This is a genomic window from Streptomyces venezuelae, from assembly GCF_008642275.1.
Lineage (GTDB): Bacteria > Actinomycetota > Actinomycetes > Streptomycetales > Streptomycetaceae > Streptomyces > Streptomyces venezuelae_E.
On the sequence record NZ_CP029189.1, the window covers coordinates 715,912 to 736,738 of the forward strand.

The 20,827-nt window shown below is 72.7% G+C and carries 19 protein-coding genes; 11 read left to right on the plus strand and 8 right to left on the minus strand.

Annotated features, from left to right (window positions below; all coding sequences use genetic code 11):
- Positions 1-10: 10 nt before the first annotated feature.
- The 3 genes from DEJ51_RS03145 to DEJ51_RS03155 form a co-directional block, all read right to left on the minus strand.
- Positions 11-436: a universal stress protein gene (locus DEJ51_RS03145; protein WP_030713442.1), complete on the minus strand. Its 426-nt coding sequence runs from the start codon at positions 434-436 to the stop codon at positions 11-13.
- A 9-nt stretch (positions 437-445) separates the two neighbouring features.
- Positions 446-1,978: an APC family permease gene (locus tag DEJ51_RS03150; RefSeq protein WP_150256065.1), complete on the minus strand. Its 1,533-nt coding sequence runs from the start codon at positions 1,976-1,978 to the stop codon at positions 446-448.
- Positions 1,979-2,041: 63 nt separating this feature from the next.
- Positions 2,042-2,635: a histidine phosphatase family protein gene (locus DEJ51_RS03155; RefSeq protein ID WP_150256067.1), complete on the minus strand. Its 594-nt coding sequence runs from the start codon at positions 2,633-2,635 to the stop codon at positions 2,042-2,044.
- Between the two features lie 71 nt (positions 2,636-2,706).
- Here DEJ51_RS03155 and DEJ51_RS03160 point away from each other — a divergent pair, with 71 nt between their 5' ends.
- The 3 genes from DEJ51_RS03160 to DEJ51_RS03170 are packed head-to-tail and all read left to right on the plus strand — an operon-like array spanning position 2,707 to position 4,690.
- Positions 2,707-3,459, plus strand: a complete 753-nt coding sequence (locus DEJ51_RS03160) for a YoaK family protein (RefSeq protein WP_223835639.1) — start codon at positions 2,707-2,709, stop codon at positions 3,457-3,459.
- Positions 3,460-3,496: 37 nt separating this feature from the next.
- Positions 3,497-3,976, plus strand: a complete 480-nt coding sequence (locus DEJ51_RS03165; RefSeq protein WP_150256069.1) for an Lrp/AsnC family transcriptional regulator — start codon at positions 3,497-3,499, stop codon at positions 3,974-3,976.
- A 45-nt stretch (positions 3,977-4,021) separates the two neighbouring features.
- Positions 4,022-4,690 (plus strand): HAD family hydrolase, encoded by a 669-nt coding sequence (locus DEJ51_RS03170; RefSeq protein WP_150256070.1) that lies wholly within the window; start codon positions 4,022-4,024, stop codon positions 4,688-4,690.
- A gap of 48 nt (positions 4,691-4,738) precedes the next feature.
- Here DEJ51_RS03170 and DEJ51_RS03175 read toward each other — a convergent pair whose 3' ends face one another.
- Genes DEJ51_RS03175 through DEJ51_RS03185 form a run of 3 tightly spaced genes read right to left on the minus strand, consistent with a single transcriptional unit; the run spans position 4,739 to position 6,449 of the window.
- Positions 4,739-5,590 (minus strand): hypothetical protein, encoded by an 852-nt coding sequence (locus tag DEJ51_RS03175; protein ID WP_150256072.1) that lies wholly within the window; start codon positions 5,588-5,590, stop codon positions 4,739-4,741.
- Positions 5,587-6,033, minus strand: a complete 447-nt coding sequence (locus DEJ51_RS03180) for a MarR family winged helix-turn-helix transcriptional regulator (protein WP_150256073.1) — start codon at positions 6,031-6,033, stop codon at positions 5,587-5,589. The genes DEJ51_RS03175 and DEJ51_RS03180 overlap by 4 nt, the downstream gene beginning before the upstream one ends.
- Positions 6,033-6,449, minus strand: coding sequence for an SRPBCC family protein (locus tag DEJ51_RS03185; RefSeq protein WP_150256075.1), 417 nt, complete (start codon positions 6,447-6,449; stop codon positions 6,033-6,035). The genes DEJ51_RS03180 and DEJ51_RS03185 overlap by 1 nt, the downstream gene beginning before the upstream one ends.
- Positions 6,450-6,660: 211 nt before the next feature.
- Between DEJ51_RS03185 and DEJ51_RS03190 the strand changes: the two genes are divergently transcribed.
- From DEJ51_RS03190 to DEJ51_RS03205, 4 genes are all read left to right on the plus strand, one after another.
- Entirely contained in the window at positions 6,661-8,040 is a 1,380-nt protein-coding gene (locus DEJ51_RS03190; protein WP_223835640.1) for a cytochrome P450, read from the plus strand.
- Between the two features lie 155 nt (positions 8,041-8,195).
- On the plus strand, positions 8,196-9,251 hold the full coding sequence (locus DEJ51_RS03195) for an FAD-dependent oxidoreductase (protein WP_223836132.1): 1,056 nt from the start codon (positions 8,196-8,198) through the stop codon (positions 9,249-9,251).
- A 91-nt stretch (positions 9,252-9,342) separates the two neighbouring features.
- Positions 9,343-9,747, plus strand: a complete 405-nt coding sequence (locus DEJ51_RS03200; protein WP_150256079.1) for a nuclear transport factor 2 family protein — start codon at positions 9,343-9,345, stop codon at positions 9,745-9,747.
- A 106-nt stretch (positions 9,748-9,853) separates the two neighbouring features.
- The gene (locus DEJ51_RS03205) at positions 9,854-10,294 is read left to right on the plus strand and encodes a VOC family protein (RefSeq protein WP_150256081.1); all 441 of its coding nucleotides are present in this window, start codon (positions 9,854-9,856) and stop codon (positions 10,292-10,294) included.
- 218 nt (positions 10,295-10,512) lie between these two features.
- Here the strand turns inward: DEJ51_RS03205 and mltG are convergent, their stop codons facing one another.
- Together mltG and DEJ51_RS03215 are read right to left on the minus strand one after the other, a co-directional pair.
- Positions 10,513-11,376, minus strand: coding sequence for an endolytic transglycosylase MltG (mltG, locus tag DEJ51_RS03210; RefSeq protein ID WP_150256082.1), 864 nt, complete (start codon positions 11,374-11,376; stop codon positions 10,513-10,515).
- A gap of 63 nt (positions 11,377-11,439) precedes the next feature.
- Positions 11,440-13,302: an ABC transporter ATP-binding protein gene (locus DEJ51_RS03215; protein WP_150256083.1), complete on the minus strand. Its 1,863-nt coding sequence runs from the start codon at positions 13,300-13,302 to the stop codon at positions 11,440-11,442.
- 132 nt (positions 13,303-13,434) lie between these two features.
- Between DEJ51_RS03215 and DEJ51_RS03220 the strand changes: the two genes are divergently transcribed.
- From DEJ51_RS03220 to DEJ51_RS03235, 4 genes are all read left to right on the plus strand, one after another.
- Entirely contained in the window at positions 13,435-13,905 is a 471-nt protein-coding gene (locus DEJ51_RS03220) for a MarR family winged helix-turn-helix transcriptional regulator (protein ID WP_150256085.1), read from the plus strand.
- Between the two features lie 40 nt (positions 13,906-13,945).
- On the plus strand, positions 13,946-16,882 hold the full coding sequence (locus tag DEJ51_RS03225; RefSeq protein WP_150256087.1) for an FAD-binding and (Fe-S)-binding domain-containing protein: 2,937 nt from the start codon (positions 13,946-13,948) through the stop codon (positions 16,880-16,882).
- A 159-nt stretch (positions 16,883-17,041) separates the two neighbouring features.
- Entirely contained in the window at positions 17,042-18,904 is a 1,863-nt protein-coding gene (locus DEJ51_RS03230; protein ID WP_150256088.1) for an ABC transporter ATP-binding protein, read from the plus strand.
- Positions 18,901-20,682, plus strand: a complete 1,782-nt coding sequence (locus DEJ51_RS03235) for an ABC transporter ATP-binding protein (protein ID WP_150256090.1) — start codon at positions 18,901-18,903, stop codon at positions 20,680-20,682. Before DEJ51_RS03230 ends, DEJ51_RS03235 begins: the two co-directional genes overlap by 4 nt.
- The last annotated feature ends 145 nt before the right edge of the window (positions 20,683-20,827 follow it).

Here is a 20,827-nt window from a genome sequence, read left to right on the forward strand (position 1 = left end):
CCACGGCTGTTCAGGCACCCTCCGGCCCGGTCGGCACGCACAGCACCGGGATCGGCGACAGGTGCAGGAGCTTGTGCGGGGTGGAGCCGAGGAGCGCTCCGCGCATCGGGCTGTCGCCCCAGCTGCCGACGATGATGACGCGGGCCCGGTGGCGCTCGGCGGCGTCCAGCAGGGCTTGTGCGGGTTTCTCGTCGGCCACCTCGACCGTGGAGGGCACCCCGGCGGCGTCGGCCTCCTCGACCGCGTGCGCGAGTGCGCTGCGGCCCGCCTGGCGGACGGCTTCGCGGTGCGCACGTGACTCCTCGCCGGTGGGACCCGGGGCGGCCGCACCGTAGACGAGGACGAGGGGCTCACCGAAGGCGGTGGCCACCTCCAGCGCCACCTGGAGGGCCCGTTCCGCGCCGGGTGATTCGTCGTATCCGAGGACCACGGACATCGGGGGCTCCTAGGAGGGTGTCTTGGGCTTCCCGGCGTGGACGAGTTCCGGGTCGACGACGCCACGGCGCTCCTGCCAGAACCTGCCGTCGCGTACCCGCCAGAAGCACATGACGGCCACACCCACGAGCGCGATGCCGATGCCGATGACCAGCGGCGGTCCGAGCCCGAACCAGGAGACTCCGCTGGCGGAGTTCTCCGGGTTGGACATGTCGCCGATCGACTCCACCAGCAGCCAGGCCAGCAGGCCGGCACCGACCACCGGGCCGAGGCCGATCAGGAAGAAGTTGTGCACGTTCTCCAGGAGGTGCCGGCGGTAGTAGATGGCGCAGGCCAGGCCGGTGAGCGCGTAGTAGAAGGCGATGAGCAGGGAGAGCGCGGTGAGCGAGTCCAGGAGCGCGTTCTCGCTGATCTGGTTGACGATCAGGTACCAGCCGATGGCGATGCCGGCCACCCACCAGGTGCTCACGTCCGGGGTGCGGAACCTCGGGTGGATGTGGGCGAGCCGGTGCGGCAGCGCGTGGCGGCGGGCCATGGACAGGGCGGTGCGGGAGGCGGGGATGATCGTGGTCTGGGTGGAGGCGAGGGCCGAGGTGCAGACGGCGAGGAGCACCACCCAGTCCCAGCCGCCCATGACCTCGTGGGCGAGGACCGCGAAGATGGCCTCCTCCTCGCCCGCGTTCTCGGCGAGGTAGACGGTGCCCGCGTAGGCGACGACCGCGAAGCCCACGGACAGGTAGGTGACCAGGAGGATGACGGTCGACCACAGGCCGGCCTTGCCGGGCGCGGTGGCCGAGTTCTCCACCTCCTCCGTGAGGTTGACGGCGGACTCCCAGCCCCAGTACATGAACACGCCGAGCAGCAGCCCGCCGGTGAGCGCCGCGCCGCCCGCGCCGAAGGGGTTGAGCCAGGTGAGTGAGGGCTCGATCGATTCCAGGGTGCTGGTGTCGGCGTAGACGCGGTAGATGGCGACCACGGCGAAGGTCAGCAGGAAGAAGACCTGGGCGAGGATGAGGATGTCCTGGAGGTGGGCGGAGAGCTCGGTGCCGATGACACAGATGCCGGTCATGGCGAGGATCACCGCGACGGTGAGGCCCTGCCGGATCCAGGCGTTGGCGGCCCAGCTGTCGAGTCCGACGGCGAGCAGGCCGAAGTTCACGGCGACGTCCGCGAGGGAGCCGATGACGAGGACGCCGGTCATGGCGATGGCCCAGCCGCCGAGCCAGCCGGCCCAGGGGCCCATGGCCCGGGTGACCCAGGAGAAGGTCGTCCCGCAGTCCTGGTCCACCTTGTTGAGGTAGTAGAAGGCGGCGGCGATGAGCAGCATCGGGACGAAGGAGGCGAGCATCACGCCCGGTGCGTAGATCCCGACCAGCGCGACGATCGGCCCGAGGACCGCGGCCAGGGAGTAGGCCGGCGAGGTGGAGTTCAGGCCGATGACGAGCGCGTCGAGGAATCCGATCGCGTTGGCCTTGAGCCTCGCGTCCAGGCCCTCCGGTCCGGCGCCCGCATCGGCGTCCTCCGTGTAGGAGTCGTGACCCATGTAGGAATGGTCACGCACTCGCCGGTGCTGCGCGAGGCGAGGCGACCTCGTTCGCCACCGCTGTCAGGGCCGGGTGTTCCATCCCGCGATCACCGGGAGGCCGTGCTCCGTGGAGAGCCGGCTGACGGTGCCGGTGCGCAGCAGGAACAGCCGGCCGTGCTCGGGCTCCAGCCGCAGGTAGCGGGCGGTGAGGACGCGCAGGAAGTGGCCGTGGGCGACGAGCACCACGTCTCCGCCGTCCGCGCGGAGCACGGGGGCGACGCGGGCCAGGGCACGGTCGGCACGGGCCCCCACCTGGGCCGCGCTCTCCCCGGGGTGTTCGGCGTCGCCGGGCGGCACGCCGTGGGTCCACAGGGACCAGTCCGGGGTCGTCTTCTGGATCTCGGCGGTGGTGATCCCCTCGTAGCCGCCGTAGTCCCATTCGTACAGGTCGGGGTCGGTCCGGCCGCCGGTGAGTCCGGCGAGCTGGGCCGTGGCGACGGCGCGGCGCAGCGGGCTGGTCAGGACCAGGGCCGGCTGCCGGTCCTGGAAGAAGGGGGCCAGTGAGATGGCCTCCTCGACCCCGCGGGCGGTCAGCGGGAGGTCGGTGCGTCCCGTGTGGCGCCCGTTCGCGCTCCAGGCGGTCTCGCCGTGCCTCACCAGCAACAGGTCACTCATCCTTCGGACCCTATGGCCTTCCGGCATGTCGGCGCCGGAGCGCCCGGGCGGGCGTGTCACTGTCGGGCGTCATGGACGAGAACCGGGCGGCGGCCGGGCGCACGGCTGGTGCGCCTCTGCTCCCGCCGCGCATGCCCGCGCTGATGGTCGTACTGACCCTGGTGACAGGGCTGGTGGAGGCGGCGAGCCTGCTGGCGCTCGGGCCGGCCTTCACGGCGATGCAGACGGGCAACGTGCTGTTCCTGGCCTTCGGCGCGGCCGGTGCGGGCAGGCTGGAGACGCTCGCTCCGGGGGTCTCCCTGGCCGCGTTCGTGGTCGGGGTGGTCTGTGGGTCGCATCTGGAGTCCGTGACCGAGATCCACGGCAGGCGCTGGTTCGTCATCGGTCTCCTCGCCGAGGCGGGGCTGATCCTGACCGCCGCGGGCATCGGCTGGGGGCTGGCTCCGCAGTACGGGTCACCGGCCCCGCGGCATCTGGCGGCGACGGCGTTCCTCGCCCTGGCGATGGGGCTGCGCAACACCACGATCATGCGGGCGAACGTGCCGGGCGTACCGACGACGCTGGTCACCCGGTCCATGACCGCCTTCGTGGGTGCCTCGGCCATGGGGCGGGAGAACACCTACGGATTCGGGACGCCGGGCTGGAAACTGCGCGGCCTGAGCGTCCTCGCCATGTTCGCCGGCGGTTTCCTCGGGGCGCTGCTGCTGCGGGCCGGCTGGACCGTGGGCTGGCTGCTGCTGCCGGCCGCCGTGACGGTGCTGGTCGTGGGCCTGCTCTACCGGGGCCAGCCCGGGCTGCACACGGACCAGGCTCCTGGCCGGTAACGGTCGGGGTGAACGGGGCCATTGGTACAGTCGTGGCGTGGCGGTGGACGAGCTCGACACCAGAATCCTGCGCCTGCTGATCGAGCAGCCGCGCACCAGTGTCCGCGAGTACGCCCGGATCCTCGGCGTCGCGCGCGGCACCCTGCAGGCACGGCTGGACCGGCTGGAGCGCACGGGTGTGATCACCGGCACCGGGCCGGTCCTCTCCCCCGCCGCACTGGGCCATCCGGTGCTGGCCTTCGTGCACATCGAGGTCACCCAGGGTCATCTGGACGACGTGGGTGATGCGCTGGCCGCCGTGCCCGAGATCATCGAGGCCTTCTCGATCACCGGCGGCGGAGACCTGCTGACCCGTGTGGCGGCCCGGGACAACGGGCACCTGGAGGACGTGATCCAGCGGCTGATCCAGCTTCCGGGCGTGGTCCGCACGCGTACGGAGGTGGCGCTGCGCGAGCGGGTGCCGCACCGGCTGCTGCCCCTGGTCGAATCAGTGGGCAGAAATGCCAACAGAACCTGACAGGATTGACGGGACAGGACACGAGCGGCAGGACGGACACTGCGGATGATCTCCGTCATATTCGATCTCGACGGCACCCTCGTGGACAGCGAGCCGAACTACTACGAGTCCGGGCGCCGCACCCTGGAGCGGCACGGGGTCCCCGACTTCACGTGGGAGCAGCACGCGCGCTTCATCGGCATCGGCACGCTGGAGACCCTGGAGATCCTGCGCGAGCGGTACGGGATCCGGGCACCGGTGGAGCAGTTGCTCGCCGAGCAGAACGCCGCGTACCTGGAACTGGCCCGGACACGGACCGAGGTCTTCCCGCAGATGCGCAAGCTGGTCGAGCGGCTGCGCACCGAGGGCGCGGCGATGGCGGTGGCCTCCGGCTCCTCACGCGAGGCGATCGACGCGGTGCTGGCGGGCACCGGGCTGGACGCACTGCTGACGACGGTGGTCTCCGCCGAGGAGGTCGCGCACGGCAAGCCCGCTCCGGACGTCTTCCTGGAGGCGGCCCGCCGGCTGGGCGCCGAGCCCGCCGGCTGCGTGGTCGTCGAGGACGCGGCGCCCGGAGTACGGGCCGCGCACGCCGCTGGCATGGCGTGCGTGGCGGTCCCGTACTCCCCGGACATCGCGGGGGACCCGGCCTTCGCCTCGGCCGGGCTCCTCTTCCCGGGCGGGCAGCCGGAGTTCAGCGCGGACGCCGCGTACGAGTGGCTGCGGTCGGTGTGAGCGGGGAGCCGTCGCGCGGTCCCGGCGGCCGGAGCGCGGCGGGGACGCTCAGGAGGTGCTCACCAGAACCTCGTAGAAGTACTCCCCCGTCTCGATGAACGCCTGGCGGGAGTTCCCGTCGCGCGCCTTCAGGAAGAATCCGGTGATGGGATCGAAAGCCCCCGGCAGAACCGCCTCGCCGAAGGTGCCGTGTCGGTGGCACAGCGCGGACAGCGCAAGAATGTCTTCGTTGATCAGCTTCGCCATGGCGTCGCGCGGCAGCCCCTCACGCAGATCCGGCAGGTACTTCAGCTGCCCCAGCGCGTGCTCGCGGATGGCGTGGACGTCTTGATGCATCACGTCGGGTTCGGCATGGGAGAAAATCCTGGGCAGGAACTCCGATCCGTCCACCGCGGGGGCGTGGACGCCGCCCGTTCCTGGGACGGGACGCCCCTGCAACCGAACCGATGTCTCCAGCCAGTCCCACCGCAGACAGCCGAAGTTCGAGAAATCCCAGAGCACTTCGATCGGCGCACCGTACGGGAGCGACGCGACGTAGGCTGCCGCCTCCTCCTCCACCACCATCCCGGCCAGTTGTTGCAGGTCATACGCTGCGCGGAAGTGGAACCGCGTCGAGGCGTCCTCGGGATCCGCTCCGCCATGCCCGTGCAGCTGATCCCGCAGGCAGTTGGCGACAAAACGCTCGAAGCCCACGTCGCGTGCGTTCTTCCGCTCCAGGCAGGTGACGGTGAGATCGAAGTCGCCGCAGTAGATGGGGACAGTGCGGCGGAAGGCCTCGACGTCCGGGTCCTGGTGGACGAACTCCCGGCCGCTTGCGGACATCCACGGCTCGGGGAGCGTCACATGCTCGAAGTCCTTGTCCCTCAGCGCCCGGCTGCCCAAGACGCGTATCTCGCTCATTTCACCCCTGGGGGTTCGGACTCGGGACGGGCCAGGCGGCCGAGCAGGGCCACGGCGTCGCCGACGGGCACCGGCCGGAAGAACCGCGCGTCGGCCTGTTCGACGGCGGCGATCGCCCGCGGGGCCAGGTCGGCGCCTGCGTCGGTGACGCGCAGCCGTCGGGCTCGGGTGTCGGCCGGGTCGACCTCCCGCTCGACGAGCCCTTTCTGTTCCAGAGTGCGCAGGACCTGGGAGGTCATCTTGACGTCGGTTCCGGCCTGGCGGGCGACGGTCTGCTGATTGGGGTGTTCGCCCTGGCTGTTGAGCCACCAGGTGCAGGCGAGCAGCACGAACTGCACGTGGGTGAGATCGAGCGGGGCCAGGGCGGCGGCGATGTCGCGCTGCCAGCGCAACGTGGCGTGCCAGAGCAGGAACCCGGGGCTCTCGCCGGGGCTGAGGGGCATCAGCGGAGCGCCAGCTCGACCAGAGCGGCCATGGTGTCGGGCCAGTCGGCGGTGATGCCCGGGCCGATCTGCGGGCCGGTCTCGTCGGCACCGTCGCCGGTGATCTCCATCCGGTACACGACCCGGATCCGGTCCTGGCCGATCGGGTCGATCCGGTGGACGGTCCGCAGCAGCAGGCCACCGAAGCGCGCCTCGTCGGTGAACCGTTCGCCCTCGGCCGCCTCGGTGATGTGCAGCAGGACCGGGTCGTCCCCGGGGGGCGTCATCGTGATCTCCGTACCGGCCGAGAACGGGCCGTTGATCTCGATCTTCTGGATCCCGGCGTTCCAGGCGCCCCAGTTCTCCACGTCCGCCCAGAGGCGCCAGATCGCCTCGGGGGCAGCGGCGGTCTCGATGCTGTGCTCGTACTCCCACATGGGTGGCCTCCCCGACCGAAAGATAATCTGCCCACAGATTATCTCCGCACGGATCATCTGTCCATTCTCCATGACGCGTGCCCGATGTGCGCCAGATGCGTGTCCGCTGGGTGCCGGATGCCCGCCGGATGCCCGCCTGGCCCGCCGGACCCGCCGCAGAGAACCTGTCCGCTCTCTGGCGGCCTGCGGGGGCCGCTGTCACCATGCCTGCGTGACCGCGACCCTGACCCCCGGCACCCGGAGCGGCGGACCGCGCAGGTGGCCGCTGCTCGGGAACCTGCCCGCTTTCGCCCGCGACCCCCTGGCCTTCTTCGAGTCGCTGCGCGACGACTACGGGGACTGGGTTCCCTGGGCACTCGGCCCGCAGCGCAACATCCTGGTCTCCCGGCCCGAGCACGCCGGTGAACTGCTCGGGGCCGTCGAATCCAGCTTCCGGCCGACGGAACTGGGCTGGGCGTTCCGGCAGTTGCTGGGCAACGGGGTGGTGGTCGCCACCGGGGAGGACTGGCGTCGCAAGCGGGCCCTGGTCCAGCCCGCCGTCCGGCCGCGCCAGGTCCGCTCGTACGCCGCCACGATGGTGGAGTGCGCGGACGCCCTGGTGAGCGGCTGGCGCGCGGGGCAGCGGGTCGACGTGCACCGGGAGATGGCCGGGCTCACCCAGCGGATCGCGGTGCGCACCCTGTTCGGGAGCGACGCCGCCGGCCGAGAGGCACCCATCAGCGCGGCCATGGCCACCGCCCAGCGGGAACTGGGTGCCGAGTTCCGCGGGCTGACGCTGTTCCTGCCGCCCTGGGTCCGCACTCCCGGGCGGCGCCGCATGCGGGAGGCCGTGGCGGTGCTCGACCGGGAGATCGAGCACGTCATCCGGGAACACGAGGCGGCATCGGCGGCCGGCGCGGAACGGGACGACCTGCTGAGCCGGCTGCTCGCCGCCCGCGACGAAACGGGCGGCCCGCTCTCCCGCAAGGAACTGCGGGACGAGTCGATCACCCTCTACATCGGCGGCCACGAGACCACCTCGACCACCCTGACCTGGGCCTGGCAGCTGCTGTCGGGGGCGCCGGCGGCGCGGGCCCGGCTGACGGAGGAGCTGGAGGGGGTGCTCGGCGGACGGCTGCCGGCCTACGACGACTACGCGCGGCTGCCCTGGACCCGGCAGGTGGTCAAGGAGGCCCTGCGCATCTATCCGCCGATCTGGCTGATCTCGGCGGTGGCCACGGAGGGGGCGACGCTCGGCGGGCGCGCGGTACCGGCCGGGACCTCGGTGTGGACCAGCCCCTGGTCGGTGCACCGCGACCCCCGGTGGTTCCCGGAGCCGGAGGCCTTCCGCCCCGAGCGGTGGGACGCGGACGCGCCGCACCCGGTGCCCGAGCACGCCTGGTTCCCCTTCGGCGGCGGCCCGCGGGCGTGCCTGGGAGCGCGGTTCGCGCTCGTGGAGGCGGCGCTCGTACTCGCCGTGCTGGCCCAGCGGTTCCACCTGGACAGCGGGAGCGACCGGGCCGGGGTCTTCCCGGGGCTCACCCTGCAGCCGACCGGACCGGTCATGGCGACCCTGCGTCCCGCCGGCCCGCAGGGCGGGAACGCCTGCTGAGACCGCCGGCGCCACGGCACGGGAAGATCCGGCACCCGCCGCGAGTTGGTAGAACCGTGAACAACATGACGAGGGGCGCGGACCTGCCGGCGTACGGGCCGGTGGACGTGACACCGGACGTGCCGGCCGGCGTGACGACGGACCAGCCGGTCGACGTGGACGTGGTGGTCGTCGGCGCCGGGCAGGCCGGCCTGTCCAGCGCCTACCACCTGACGCGGGCAGGGCTCGACCACGTGGTCCTCGACCACGCGCCCCGCCCGGGCGGCGCCTGGCAGTACCGCTGGCCCTCCCTCACCTACGGCAAGGTCCACGGCATGCACGCCCTGCCCGGAATGGAGCTGGCGGGCGCCGACCCGGCGCGGCCGTCGTCGCAGGTCGTCGGGGAGTACTTCGCCGCCTACGAGGACCGCTTCGACCTGCGCGTACGCCGGCCCGTGGACGTCTCCGCCGTACGCGAGGGGGACACGGGGCGGCTGCGCGTGGAGACCTCGGCCGGCGTCTGGTCGGCCCGGGCCCTGGTCAACGCCACCGGAACCTGGGACCGGCCGTTCTGGCCGCGCTACCCGGGGCAGGAGACGTTCCGGGGCCGGCAGCTGCACACCGCGCACTATCCGGGGCCTCAGGAGTTCGCGGGGGCGCGGGTGATCGTCGTCGGCGGCGGCACCTCGGCGGTGCAGCACCTGCTGGAGATCTCCGAGGTGGCTGCGGCGACCACCTGGGTGACCCGGCGGCCCCCCGTCTTCCGCGACGGGAGTTTCGGCGAGGCCGAGGGCCGGGCGGCAGTGGCCCTGGTGGACGCGCGGGTACGCCGGGGACTGCCACCGCAGAGCGTGGTCAGCGTGACGGGACTCCCGCTGAACGAGGCCGTCCGGGCCGGTATGGCCTCGGGGGTGCTGGCCAGGCGGCCCGTCTTCGACCGGATCACCCCCACGGGCGCCGTCTGGGCCGACGGGAGCCGTGTGGACGCGGACGTCATCCTGTGGGCCACCGGATTCCGGGCGGCCGTCGACCACCTCGCCCCGCTGCACCTGCGCGAGCCGGGCGGCGGCATCCGGGTCGTGGGGACCCGGGCCGTGCGCGACGAGCGGATCCACCTCGTGGGCTACGGCCCGTCGGCGTCGACCATAGGCGCCAACCGTGCGGGCGGTGCCGCGGTCCGCGAGATCCGCCGGCTCCTCACCCGCGAAGCGGTGGGGGCGCCGCTGGGCTGATCGCACCGGCACCGGCCTTCCCGGCCGGTTCCCCCTCGCCATCGGCGCGCATCGAGCGAGGGCGGCGCCCGCCCGCGTAGGGTCGACGGGCATGACAGCCCCCACACCGGCGCAGACCGTTCAAAGCCTGTTCCCGCTGCTGGCCGAAGGGAAGAGCGCGGAGGCGGCGGCGCTGTTCGCCGACCGGGTGTCGTTCTCGATCCCGCATCCGCCGGGCATCCCGTGGGTCCCGGAGGCCGACTCGCCGGACGGCATGCGCACGTTCTTCGAGCTGCTGCGGACCCATGTGCGGGCCAAGGAGTTCGAGCTCCGCCAGGTCGTCGCCGAGGGGGACGACGTGGTGCTCCTCGGCCGCATGGTGTCCGAAGTCAGGAAGACCGGCCGGGACATCGACACCGCGTTCGCCCTGCACACCACGGTCCGGGACGGGCGGATCACCCGCTACCACCTGTACGAGGACACCTACGCGGTGGCCGAGGCCTACTTCGGCGACTGATCGACCGCCCTGCCGCTTAGGCCGCCGTGCGGACCCCGCTGCGAGCCGCGTCACGCCGACGGCGCGCATGCGGCGGCCGTCCCCCGCGGCGCTCTACTGTGCCCGCATGGAACAGCGCATCACCCTGGTCACCCTGGGGGTCTGCGACCTCGCCCGCGCGAAGGGCTTCTACGAGGCCCTGGGCTGGCGGGGGCAGGAGGTCGAGGAGACCGTCTTCTTCCAGGCCGGCGGACTCGCCCTGGTGCTGTGGGACCGGGACAAGCTGGCGCGCGACTGCGGGGTCGAGCCCGGGCCGGGCGGCGGGTTCGGCGGGATCGTCCTCGCCCACAACGTCCGCTCCGAGACCGAGGTGGACGAGGTGCTGGCCGCGGCCGGGCGGTCGGGCGGCACCGTGACGAGGCCCGCCGCCTTCAACGCGATCGGGTTCTACTCGGGCGCCTTCACCGACCCGGACGGCCATTGCTGGGAAGTCGCGCACAATCCGGGATTCCCCCTCGCCGCGGACGGCTCGCTCACCCTGCCCGATCTGGGCGGCCCGAAGACCTGACCGAGGCCGCTCCGGGACCTCGCTCACCTACCCGTTCGCGGGCACGATCCCGTACCCGGAGCCCGACACGCGCCCGGCCGCCCGGACCACGAGCCGCGATCCGCCCCTGCGACCCGCTGCCCGACACCCGTCATGTCCGTCTACGGCCACGCGTGCTCGTTCATGCCGCTCTGCCGACGCGGCATGCACGCCGGTCATGGGTCCGGGGCCGGTGGCCCTCATCTCCCGGCGGGCCCGGCCTGGCCCGTGCGGGGGCCCGTGCTCGCGCGGATCCGGTTGAACTCGGCCACGTGCTTCTTGTGTTCCTCGTAGGTCGCGGAGAAGCGGGTGTCCCCCGGCTTGACCGTCACGAAGAACAGCCAGTCACCGGGCGTCGGGGCGACCGCGGCCGCCATCGCCTCCAGCCCGGGGCTGTCGATCGGCGTGGGCGGCAGTCCCTGGCGTTCGTAGGTGTTGAAGGGGCTGTCGATCCGGGTGTCGCTCAGCTTGGTGTCCACGGTGCTGCGGTTGAGCGCGTAGTTGACGGTCGAGTCCATCTGGAGCGGCATCGACTTCGCCAGCCGGTTGTGCACCACCCGTGCGACCTTGCCCATGTCGGTGCGGCCCTCGGCCTCCGCCTCGATGATGCTGGCCAGGGTGGCCGTCTGGTACGGAGTCATCCCGTGGGCCTTGCCGCCGTCGGCGACGGCCTGGGTGGCGAGCTTCCGGTTCGCCGTCTGCACCATCTGCGTGAGCAGGGTGGCCGGGGTGGACTTCGAGGTCACCGGGTACGTCGCCGGGAAGAGATAGCCCTCCGGATTGCCCTTGGCCTCCGCGGGCAGGGCCAGGGCGGTGGTGGCCACCGCCGCCTTCGTGGATCCCGGCGGGAGCTTCAGCTCGCGGTCGACCGCGGCGTACACCTGTTGGGCCCGCCAGCCCTCGGGGATCAGCAGCCGGCGTGGCGTCTCCGGCACTTCGCCACGCCCCAGTATCGGGATCACGACCGCCCCACCGACGGCGAGCAGTGTGCCGAGGAAGAGCGCCAGCCGGCCCCGACGGGTCAGCCGGGGACGGCGTTGCGGCGGCGGGTACTCAGGGCGCATGCGGGAACGCTAACCCGCGATTCATCATATTTCCGGCACCCGGACTGCGTGCCGGTCCTACCGTCACGCATTTACCGGAGCCAGCTGGAAGCCCTCGGGCGGCTCGGGGGCCAGCGCGGCGTCCCGGTCCCGGCGGACCAGGGCCGCGTACCGGCCGTCCGCCTTCAGCAGCTCCTCGTGCGTACCGCGCTCGGCGATGCGTCCGGCGTCGAGGACCACGATCTGGTCCGCGTCGCGGACGGTGGAGAGGCGGTGCGCGATGGTGATGGTCGTACGGCCCGCGGAGAGGTTGTCGATGGCCTGCTGGACGGCGTGCTCGGTACGGGTGTCGAGGGCGCTGGTGGCCTCGTCGAGGATCAGCACCGGCGGGTCCCGCAGGATCGTACGGGCGATGGCCAGGCGCTGCTTCTCGCCCCCGGAGAAGCGGTAGCCGCGCTCGCCGACCAGGGTGTCGTACCCGTCGGGCAGGGAGGCGATGTGGTCGTGGATCTGGGCGGCCCGGGCCGCCTCGGCGATCTCCTCGTCGGTGGCGTCCGGCTTGGCGAAGCGCAGGTTGTCGGCGACCGAGGCGTGGAAGAGGTAGGTCTCCTGGGAGACCACGCCGATGGAGCGGGCCAGCGAGTCGAAGTCGAGATCGCGCACGTCCACCCCGTCGAGGGCGACGCGTCCGCCGGTGACGTCGTAGAGCCGGGGCACCAGATAGCTGAGCGTGCTCTTGCCCGATCCGGTCGGACCGACGACGGCGAGGGAGCCGCCGGCCGGGACGGTGATGTCGATCCCCGCGAGGGTCGGACCGTTCTTGGTGTCGTACGTGAAGTGCACGTCCTCCAGGGTCACCTCGCCCTTGGCCCGGTCCAGGCGCACCGCGTCCGCGCGCTCGGTGATGTCCACCGGCAGGTCGAGGTACTCGAAGATGCGGGCGAACAGCGCGAGCGAGGTCTGTATCTGCACACCGGTCGACAGCAGGCTCACCGCGGGCCTGAACAGGCCCTGCTGGAGGGTGACGAAGGCGACGAGGGTGCCGACGGAGAGCGAGGGGGCGCCCGCCTGGAGGGCCAGGCCGGCCGCCCAGTAGATGAGGGCGGGCATCGCGGCCATGACGATACCGATGGTGGACATCCGCCAGCGCCCGGCCATGCTGGAGCGCACCTCCAGGTCGACGAGCTTCTCGGACTCGGCGGAGAAGGCGGCGGTGAGGGACTCGGAGCGGCCCATGGTGCGGCCGAGCAGGATGCCGCTCACCGAGAGCGACTCGGTGACCGTCGCGGCCATGGCGGCCATCTGCTTCTGCCGCTTCGTCGTGATCCTCTTGCGCTCGTGTCCGACCCGCCGGCTGATCCACACGAAGACGGGCAGCAGGAGCAGCGAGACCAGGGTGAGCCGCCAGTCGAGCGCGAGCATGGCGACCACCGTGGCGATGACGGCCGTCAGGTTCGAGACGAGCGAGGTCGCGGTGGAGGTGACGGTGGCCTGCATGCCGCCGATGTCGTTGGCGATGCGGGACTGCACCTCCCCGGTGCGGGTCCGCGTGAAGAAGGCCAGCGGCATCCGCTGGAGCTGTGCGTAGACGGCGGTGCGCAGGTCGTGCATGACGCGCTGGCCGACGGTGGTGGAGATGAAGGTCTGGAGCACGCCGAAGACGCTGGTGACGACGGCGGTCAGGATCATGCCGAGCGCGAGCAGGCTGAGCAGCCCCGTGCGGCCCTGCGGGATCGCGACGTCGAGTATCTCCCGGAGCATGAACGGCGAGGCGACGCCGACGAGCGAGGAGGCTCCGACCAGCAGGCCGACGACGGCGAGCCGGCCCCGGTAGGGCCGGAACAGGCCGACGATGCGGCGCAGCTCACGCGGCTGCTCCGCCGGGGCCGGACGGTCGGGGTCCAGGGGGTCTTTCGACGGGATCCACTTCGGTTCGTCGTGTGGCATGGGCACCCTCTCGGGGGTCGGGGGTCAGGGTCGAGGTCGTCGCGAGGTCCCCTCCGGCCGTGTCGGGGCCATTGGAGCACAGGTCATTGTTACCTATACTCACAATGAACGGCATCCTGATATTGTTCCCGCATGAGCTCCGCCTCCGCCTCCTCTTCCGCCTCCGACACCGACCGCCTCCTCGCCGAACAGCTCCTGCGCCTGACGCGCAGGCTGCACCGGATCCAGAAGCGCCACATGGTGCCGCTCGGGATCACTCCCGCCCAGAGTCGTTTGCTGCGCCTCGTCTCGCACTACGAGGGCGAGCAGGCACCCCGGATGGCGGATCTCGCCGCCCGACTGGAAGTCGTACCGCGCGCGGTGACCAGCCTCGTGGACGGCCTGGAGGCGGCCGGGTGCGTACGGCGCGCACCCGACCCCGCGAACCGCCGCGTCATCCGGATCGAGCTCACCGACACCGGCCGCGCCACGCTGCGCCGTCTGCGCAACGCGCGAACCGACGCGGCGGAGGAGATCCTGGCTCCGTTGACCGCCGACCAGCGCGACGTGCTCGGCGGTCTGCTGAACGCCCTGTCGGACGCCCCGGCGGAGCGCACCTGCTGAGTAGGCCACCCGTGGGCCTCGACGACGCGAGGGGTCGCAGATGCCGCTGCTCGAACCGAAGCCGGGGGCCCTGCGCCCGCGCGGCATCCGCGGCCCCGCCCCCGACCGGCTCCCCGGGCACCGGGCCGGCGGCACGCCCGAGCCGCTGCGGAGCGAGCTGACCGCGCTGCTCGGCCCCGAGAAGGTGCTGTGGAAGGTCTCCGACCTCGTCCGCTATGCCTCCGACGCCTCCCCCTACCGGTTCGTACCCCAGGTCGTGGTGATCGCCGAGGACGTCGACGACGTCTCCGCGGTGCTCTCGTACGCCCATGGCCGGCAGCGCGAGGTGGTCTTCCGCGCCGCCGGTACCTCGCTCAACGGGCAGGCCCAGGGCGAGGACATCCTCGTCGACGTACGCCGCCACTGGGCCGGGATCGAGGTGCTGGAGGAGGGCCGGCGCGCCCGGATCCGGCCCGGCACCACCGTGGCCCGGGCGAACGCGGCCCTCGCCCGGCACGGCCGCGTCCTCGGGCCCGACCCGGCCAGTGCCGCCGCCTGCACCCTCGGCGGGGTCGTCGCCAACAACGCGTCGGGCATGACCGCGGGCACCACCCGCAACTCCTACCGCACGCTCTCCTCCCTCACCCTCGTCCTCCCGGGCGGCACCGTCGTGGACACCGCAGACCCGCTGGCCGACGAGGAGCTGTCGCGCGCCGAACCGGCCCTGTGCCACGGTCTGACGGAGATCAAGCGGGAGATCGAGGCCGACCCCGCGCTGGTCGCCCGGATCCGGGCCAAGTACGAGATCAAGAACACCACCGGCTACCGTCTCGACGCCTACCTGGACGGCACCACCCCCGTCGAGATCCTGCGCGGGCTCATGGTCGGCTCGGAGGGCACCCTCGGCTTCATCTCCGAGGTCGTCTTCGACACCCTCCCGCTGGAGCGCGAACTCTGCTCCGCCCTGCTGTTCTTCCCCTCGCTGCCCGCGGCGGCCGCGGCCGTGCCCCTCTTCAACGAGGCGGGAGCGGCCGCCGTAGAACTGATGGACGGCAACACCCTGCGCGCCTCGGTCAGCGTCGCGGGCGTGCCCGCCGACTGGGCGGACCTGCCCCGGGAGACCGCCGCCCTGCTCGTGGAATTCCGGGCTCCGGACCAGGCCGCCCGGGACGCCTGCGCACAGCGGGCCACCCGGGTCCTCGACGGGCTCGACCTGGTCGCCCCGGTGGCGTCGGTCACCAACACCTTCACCGGCGACCCGAAGACCGTGCACGGCTACTGGCAGGCACGCAAGGCCTTCGTCACCGCCGTCGGCGGAGCCCGCGCCCGGGGCACCACGCTGATCACCGAGGACTTCGCGGTACCGCCGTCCCGGCTGGCGGAGGCCTGCGAGGCACTCCTCGCGCTCCAGGCGGAGCACGGCTTCGACGCGGCCGTCGCCGGTCACGCGGCCCACGGCAACCTGCACTTCATGCTCACCTTCGACGCCGCCGACCCCGCCGACGTCGAACGGTACGGAGCCTTCATGGAGGCCTTCTGCCGGCTCACCGTGGAGCGGTTCGACGGCTCCCTGAAAGCCGAGCACTCCACGGGCCGCAACATGGCCCCCTTCCTCGAACTGGAGTGGGGCCCCGTGGCGACCGCCCTCATGTGGCGCACCAAGCGGCTCGTCGACCCGGACGGGGTGCTGGCGCCGCGGATCCTCCTCGACCGCGACCCGCGGGCCCATCTGCGCGGTCTGAAGACCATTCCGCAGGTGGAGGCGGTGGCCGACCCCTGCATCGAGTGCGGCTTCTGCGAACCGGCCTGTCCCAGCGCGGACCTGACGACCACTCCGCGCCAGCGGATCGTGCTGCGCCGCGAGATGCTGCGCCAGCAGCCCGGCTCCCCCGTGCTGGACGGCCTGCTCGCGGCCTACGGCTACGACGCGGTGGACACCTGCGCGGGCGACTCCGCATGCAAGCTCGCCTGCCCCGTCGGGATCGACACCGGGGCGCTGATGAAGGACTTCCGCCACCGCCGGCACGGCCCGCGCGAGGAAGCCGCCGCGGCGCTGGCCGCGCGGCGCTTCGGGGCCGCCGAGTCCGCCGCCCGGCTGACGGTGGCCGCCGCCGACCGGATCCCCTCCCGGGCCGGTGCCCGGCTGCTGGGGGCGGTCACCGGGGCCGCGCGCAGGGCCGTGAACCCGGACCTGGTTCCGCAGTGGCCGGCACGGATCGCCGGCGCCGCGCCCCGCCGGCTGCCGCCGACCCGGCGGGTGGGCGCCGCCGCCGTGTACTACCCGGCCTGCGTCAACCGGATCTTCGGCGGCCCGGAGGGCCGGCCCGGCCCCTCCCTGCCCCAGGCCGTGGTGGCCGTGTCGGAGCGGGCCGGGCGGCCCGTCTGGATCCCCGGCGACGTCGGCGGCACCTGCTGCGCGACGATCTGGCACTCCAAGGGCTACGAGGCCGGCACCCGGGTGATGGCGAACCGGATCGTCGAAGCGGCGTGGGGCTGGACGGCCGGCGGACTCCTGCCGCTGGTCGTGGACGCCTCCTCCTGCACGCTGGGCATCGCGCGCGAGGTGGTCCCGTACCTCACCCCGGAGAACCGGGCCCTCCACGCGGAGCTGCGGATCCTCGACTCGGTCGTGTGGGCCGCCGACGAGCTGCTGCCGCGTCTGGAGGTCCGGCGCACGGTGGGCTCGGCCGTACTCCACCCCACCTGCTCGATGCGGCACCTGGGTGACGAGGACCGGCTGCGCGCGGTCGCCGCGGCGTGCGCCGAGGAGGTGGTGGTCCCCGACGACGCGGGCTGCTGCGCCTTCGCGGGCGACCGGGGAATGCTGCATCCGGAACTCACCGCCTCGGCGACGGCGCGCGAGGCGGCCGAGGTGACCGCCCGGGCCTTCGACGCGCACCTGTCGGCGAACCGGATGTGCGAAGTGGGCATGGACCGGGCGACGGGGCGCCGCTACTACTCGGCGTTGCTCGAACTGGAGCACGCCACCCGCCCGTGAGCGCCGGGGCGTGCGACCCCCGTGACCTGGCGCCACGCCGTCCCCGCCGCCGCAAACCTGCTGGCCGCAGCGCGCGTCCCACGAAAAATCGATTGCCCGGCATCGGTCCCGAAGGCGAACCTTGCACGGTTTGGACCACTCGAACAGTCATGGGGCGTCATGCAGATCAGCGATCTTCCGTATCCGGATCCAGGGGTACCCGACGCCCGCTCCGGCCCCCGGTTCCTGCTGTGGCTGGGGCGCGGTCAACTCGGCGGACAGCTCAAGAGCCTGGGCTGGGGAATGCTCCACTTCTCCGGCGTCGCCGGACTGCCCTACGCCGTGGGTATGGGCGTCGACGCGGTCGCCGATCACGACCCGGACCGGCTGCTGCGCGTGGGCGCCCTGCTCCTGCTCATCGGGGTCGCCGTCTCCGTCGGCGACGCGATGCTCCACCGCACGGCGGTCACCAACTGGATCACCGCGGCCGCGCGCGTCCAGCAACTCCTCGCGCGCAAGACGGCCGAACTGGGCTCCGCCCTCACCCGCCGGGTGGCCGCGGGCGAAGTGGTCGCGGTGTCCACGGGCGACGTGGAGAAGATCGGCTGGTTCGTGGAGGCGGTCTCCCGCTTCCTCGCGGCCGTCTTCTCCGTCGTCCTCGTCTGCGTCGGCCTGCTGTTCTACGCGCCCGAACTCGGCACCGTCGTCGCCGTCGGCGTCCCGCTGATCGCCCTGGCCTCGCTGCCGCTGCTGCCGCGCGCCACCCGGCGCGCGGACGTCCAGCGGGAGAAGGCGGGCAAGGCCACCGAACTTGCCTCCGACACCGTCGCGGGCCTGCGCGTACTGCGCGGTATCGGTGGTGAGGACCTGTTCCTCGGCCGCTACCGCGAGGCCTCGCAGGAGGTCCGCAAGGCCGCCGTGCACAGTGCCCGGATGTGGGCGCTGATCTCCGCGATCCAGGTGGTGCTCCCGGGCGCGCTGATGATCACGGTGATCTGGTACGGCGCCGCGCTCGTCTCGGACGGCCGCATCGCCGTGGGTGAACTCGTCGCCGCCTTCAGCGCGGTGGCCACGCTGCTGTACCCCCTGCGCCACTTCCAGGAGATCGCCATGGCGTACTCCTTCTCACGGCCCTCCGCCAAGCGGGCCGCCCGGGTCCTGTCCCTGACCCGGACGGACGCCGCCGCCGGACGTCCCGCGCGCCCGGAGCCGGTGCCGGCACCTGCCCCGGGCGGGGACCTGTACGACCCGCAGACCGGGCTGCTGGCCCCCGCGGGCCGGTTCACCGCCGTCGTGTGCGGGGACCCCGACCTGGCGGGGCGGCTCGCGGAACGCCTCGGCGGCCACCCCATGGACGATGCGGCGGGCGCGGACGCGGGGACCGGCGCGGACGCGGGAACACCGTCCGTGCTGCTCGGCGGCGTCGCGCTGGACGAGCTCGCACTGGACACCGCGCGCTCCCTGGTCCTCGTACAGGACAAGGATCCGGTGCTGCTGTCCGGGACCCTGCGGGAGCTGTTCGACGTACCGGCCTCCGAAGCCGTCGAATCCGGTGCGGCTCTCGGCGCAGCCCAGTGCGCCGACGTCCTGGACGCGCTGCTGCAGTCGGCGCCGGAAGGGGTCGAGGACCCGATGGACGCCCGGATCACCGAGCGCGGCCGCTCCCTCTCGGGTGGCCAGCGCCAGCGGCTCGCCCTGGCACGGTCCCTGGTCACCGACCCGGAGGTGCTGGTGCTCGACGAGCCGACCTCCGCGGTCGACTCGCACACCGAGGCGCGGATCGCGGACGGGATCGCGGCCCTGCGCGCCGGGCGGACCACGGTGGTACTGGCGTCCTCGCCACTGCTGCTGGACCGTGCGGACCGGGTCGTGCTCGTCGACGGGGGCACGGTGGCGGCCGTCGGTACCCACCGCGAGCTGCTGCGGGACGAACCGCGCTACAGGGCGGTCGTCACCCGCGAGACCGACGAGGAACAGCGACTCGCCGGGATGGAACTGACCGAACTGGAAGCGACACTCACAGAGATCGAGGAATCCGCATGATCGGCGTGGCGCCGCCGGAGTACGACCCGGCGGCACCCGAGACGGCCGCGACCCTGCCCGTGGGCACGTCGGCGACCGTACGGGACTATGTGCGCGGCCTGTTCCGGCGGCACCGGCGATCCTTCCTGGTGCTGGTGGGCGTCAACGCGACCGCGGTCATCGCTTCCATGGTCGGCCCCTACCTCCTGGGCCGGATCGTGGACGACCTGTCGGCGGGGGCACGCGAGCTGCACCTGGAGCGGGCGGCGCTGCTGTTCACCCTGGCGCTGGCGGTCCAGACGTTCTTCGTCCGGCAGGTCCGGCTGCGCGGGGCGATGCTGGGCGAGGAGATGCTCGCCGATCTGCGCGAGGACTTCCTGGTGCGGTCGGTAGGCCTGCCGCCGGGGGTGCTGGAGCGGGCCGGTACCGGTGACCTGCTGTCGCGGATCACGACCGACATCGACCGGCTGGCGAACGCGATGCGTGAGGCCGTGCCCCAGCTGGCCATCGGCGTGGTGTGGGCGGGGCTGCTGTTCGGCGCGCTCGCGGTGACGGCGCCGCCGCTGGCGCTGGCGGCGCTGGTGGCGCTGCCGATTCTGGTGATCGGGTGCCGCTGGTACTTCAAGCGGGCGCCGTCCGCGTACCGTTCCGAGGCGGCCGGTTACGCGGCGGTGGCGGCGGTGCTCACCGAGACGGTGGACGCGGGCCGCACGGTCGAGGCGCACCGCCTCGGGCCCGAGCGGATCGCCCTGTCGGAGCGGCGGATCACCCAGTGGGTCGCGTGGGAGCGGTACACCCTGTTCCTGCGGACCGTTCTCTTCCCCGTCATCAACGCCACCGTCGTGACGATCCTCGGCGCGGTCCTGCTGATCGGCGGCTACTGCGTGCTGCAGGGCTGGATGTCGGTCGGACAGCTGGCCACGGGTGCGCTGCTCGCGCAGATGCTCTTCGATCCGATCGGCCTGATCCTGCGCTGGTACGACGAACTGCAGGTCGCCCAAGTCTCCCTGGGCCGGCTGGTGGGCGTACGGGAGATCGCGCCGGACGCCGGGGACGCGAAGGTGGCGCCGGAGGGCCGGGACGTGCGCGCCGAGGAGGTCCGTTTCGGCTACCGGGAGGGCGTGGACGTCCTGCACGAGGTGTCGATGTCCGTGCCGCCGGGTACCCGGATGGCGCTGGTCGGCCCCTCGGGCGCGGGCAAGTCCACCCTGGGAAGGCTGCTCGCCGGAATCTACGCACCCCGGACGGGCGAGGTCACGCTCGGTGGGGCGCGGCTGTCGCGGATGCCCGCGGAGCGGGTGCGCGAGCACGTGGCCCTGGTCAACCAGGAGCACCACGTGTTCGTGGGCACGCTGCGGGACAATCTCCGCCTCGCGCGGACGGGTGCCGGCGACACCGAGTTGTGGGCGGCGCTGGCGGCGGTGGACGCGGACGGCTGGGCGCGGGCGATGGAGGCCGGCCTGGACACCGAGGTCGGTTCCGGTGGCGTGGCGCTGACCCCGGCGCAGGCGCAGCAGATCGCGCTGGCCCGGCTGGTGCTGGCCGACCCGCACACACTGGTGCTGGACGAGGCCACCTCGCTGCTGGATCCGCGTGCGGCACGGCACTTGGAGCGCTCGCTGGCCCGGGTGCTGGACGGCCGTACGGTCATCGCCATCGCCCACCGGCTGCACACCGCGCACGACGCGGATGTGATCGCGGTGGTCGAAGGCGGCCGGATCAGCGAACTCGGCTCGCACGACGAACTGGTCGCGGCCGACGGGGCGTACGCGGCTCTGTGGCGGTCCTGGCACGGCTGAGCCGGAGCACGCGCGGCGTGACACGAGGGGCGGCGGGCGGGACATGGTCCCGTCCGCCGCCCCTCGTCGTCCCGTCGCCCGGCCCGCCCGGTCCGGTCGGTCGGGTCGGTCGGGTCGGTCGGGTCGGTCGGGTCGGTCGGGTCGG

Bases quoted from the DNA above. Each gene is read 5' to 3' on its own strand.
- DEJ51_RS03185 (WP_150256075.1), bottom strand. From the start codon at position 6,449: ATGTGGGAGTACGAGCACAGCATCGAGACCGCCGCTGCCCCCGAGGCG.
- DEJ51_RS03160 (WP_223835639.1), top strand. From the start codon at position 2,707: ATGGACGAGAACCGGGCGGCGGCCGGGCGCACGGCTGGTGCGCCTCTG.
- DEJ51_RS03230 (WP_150256088.1), top strand. From the start codon at position 17,042: ATGCAGATCAGCGATCTTCCGTATCCGGATCCAGGGGTACCCGACGCC.
- DEJ51_RS03155 (WP_150256067.1), bottom strand. From the start codon at position 2,635: ATGAGTGACCTGTTGCTGGTGAGGCACGGCGAGACCGCCTGGAGCGCG.
- DEJ51_RS03235 (WP_150256090.1), top strand. From the start codon at position 18,901: ATGATCGGCGTGGCGCCGCCGGAGTACGACCCGGCGGCACCCGAGACG.
- DEJ51_RS03145 (WP_030713442.1), bottom strand. From the start codon at position 436: ATGTCCGTGGTCCTCGGATACGACGAATCACCCGGCGCGGAACGGGCC.
- mltG (WP_150256082.1), bottom strand. From the start codon at position 11,376: ATGCGCCCTGAGTACCCGCCGCCGCAACGCCGTCCCCGGCTGACCCGT.
- DEJ51_RS03150 (WP_150256065.1), bottom strand. From the start codon at position 1,978: ATGGGTCACGACTCCTACACGGAGGACGCCGATGCGGGCGCCGGACCG.
- DEJ51_RS03180 (WP_150256073.1), bottom strand. From the start codon at position 6,033: ATGCCCCTCAGCCCCGGCGAGAGCCCCGGGTTCCTGCTCTGGCACGCC.
- DEJ51_RS03225 (WP_150256087.1), top strand. From the start codon at position 13,946: ATGCCGCTGCTCGAACCGAAGCCGGGGGCCCTGCGCCCGCGCGGCATC.
- DEJ51_RS03220 (WP_150256085.1), top strand. From the start codon at position 13,435: ATGAGCTCCGCCTCCGCCTCCTCTTCCGCCTCCGACACCGACCGCCTC.
- DEJ51_RS03170 (WP_150256070.1), top strand. From the start codon at position 4,022: ATGATCTCCGTCATATTCGATCTCGACGGCACCCTCGTGGACAGCGAG.
- DEJ51_RS03200 (WP_150256079.1), top strand. From the start codon at position 9,343: ATGACAGCCCCCACACCGGCGCAGACCGTTCAAAGCCTGTTCCCGCTG.
- DEJ51_RS03175 (WP_150256072.1), bottom strand. From the start codon at position 5,590: ATGAGCGAGATACGCGTCTTGGGCAGCCGGGCGCTGAGGGACAAGGAC.
- DEJ51_RS03205 (WP_150256081.1), top strand. From the start codon at position 9,854: ATGGAACAGCGCATCACCCTGGTCACCCTGGGGGTCTGCGACCTCGCC.
- DEJ51_RS03215 (WP_150256083.1), bottom strand. From the start codon at position 13,302: ATGCCACACGACGAACCGAAGTGGATCCCGTCGAAAGACCCCCTGGAC.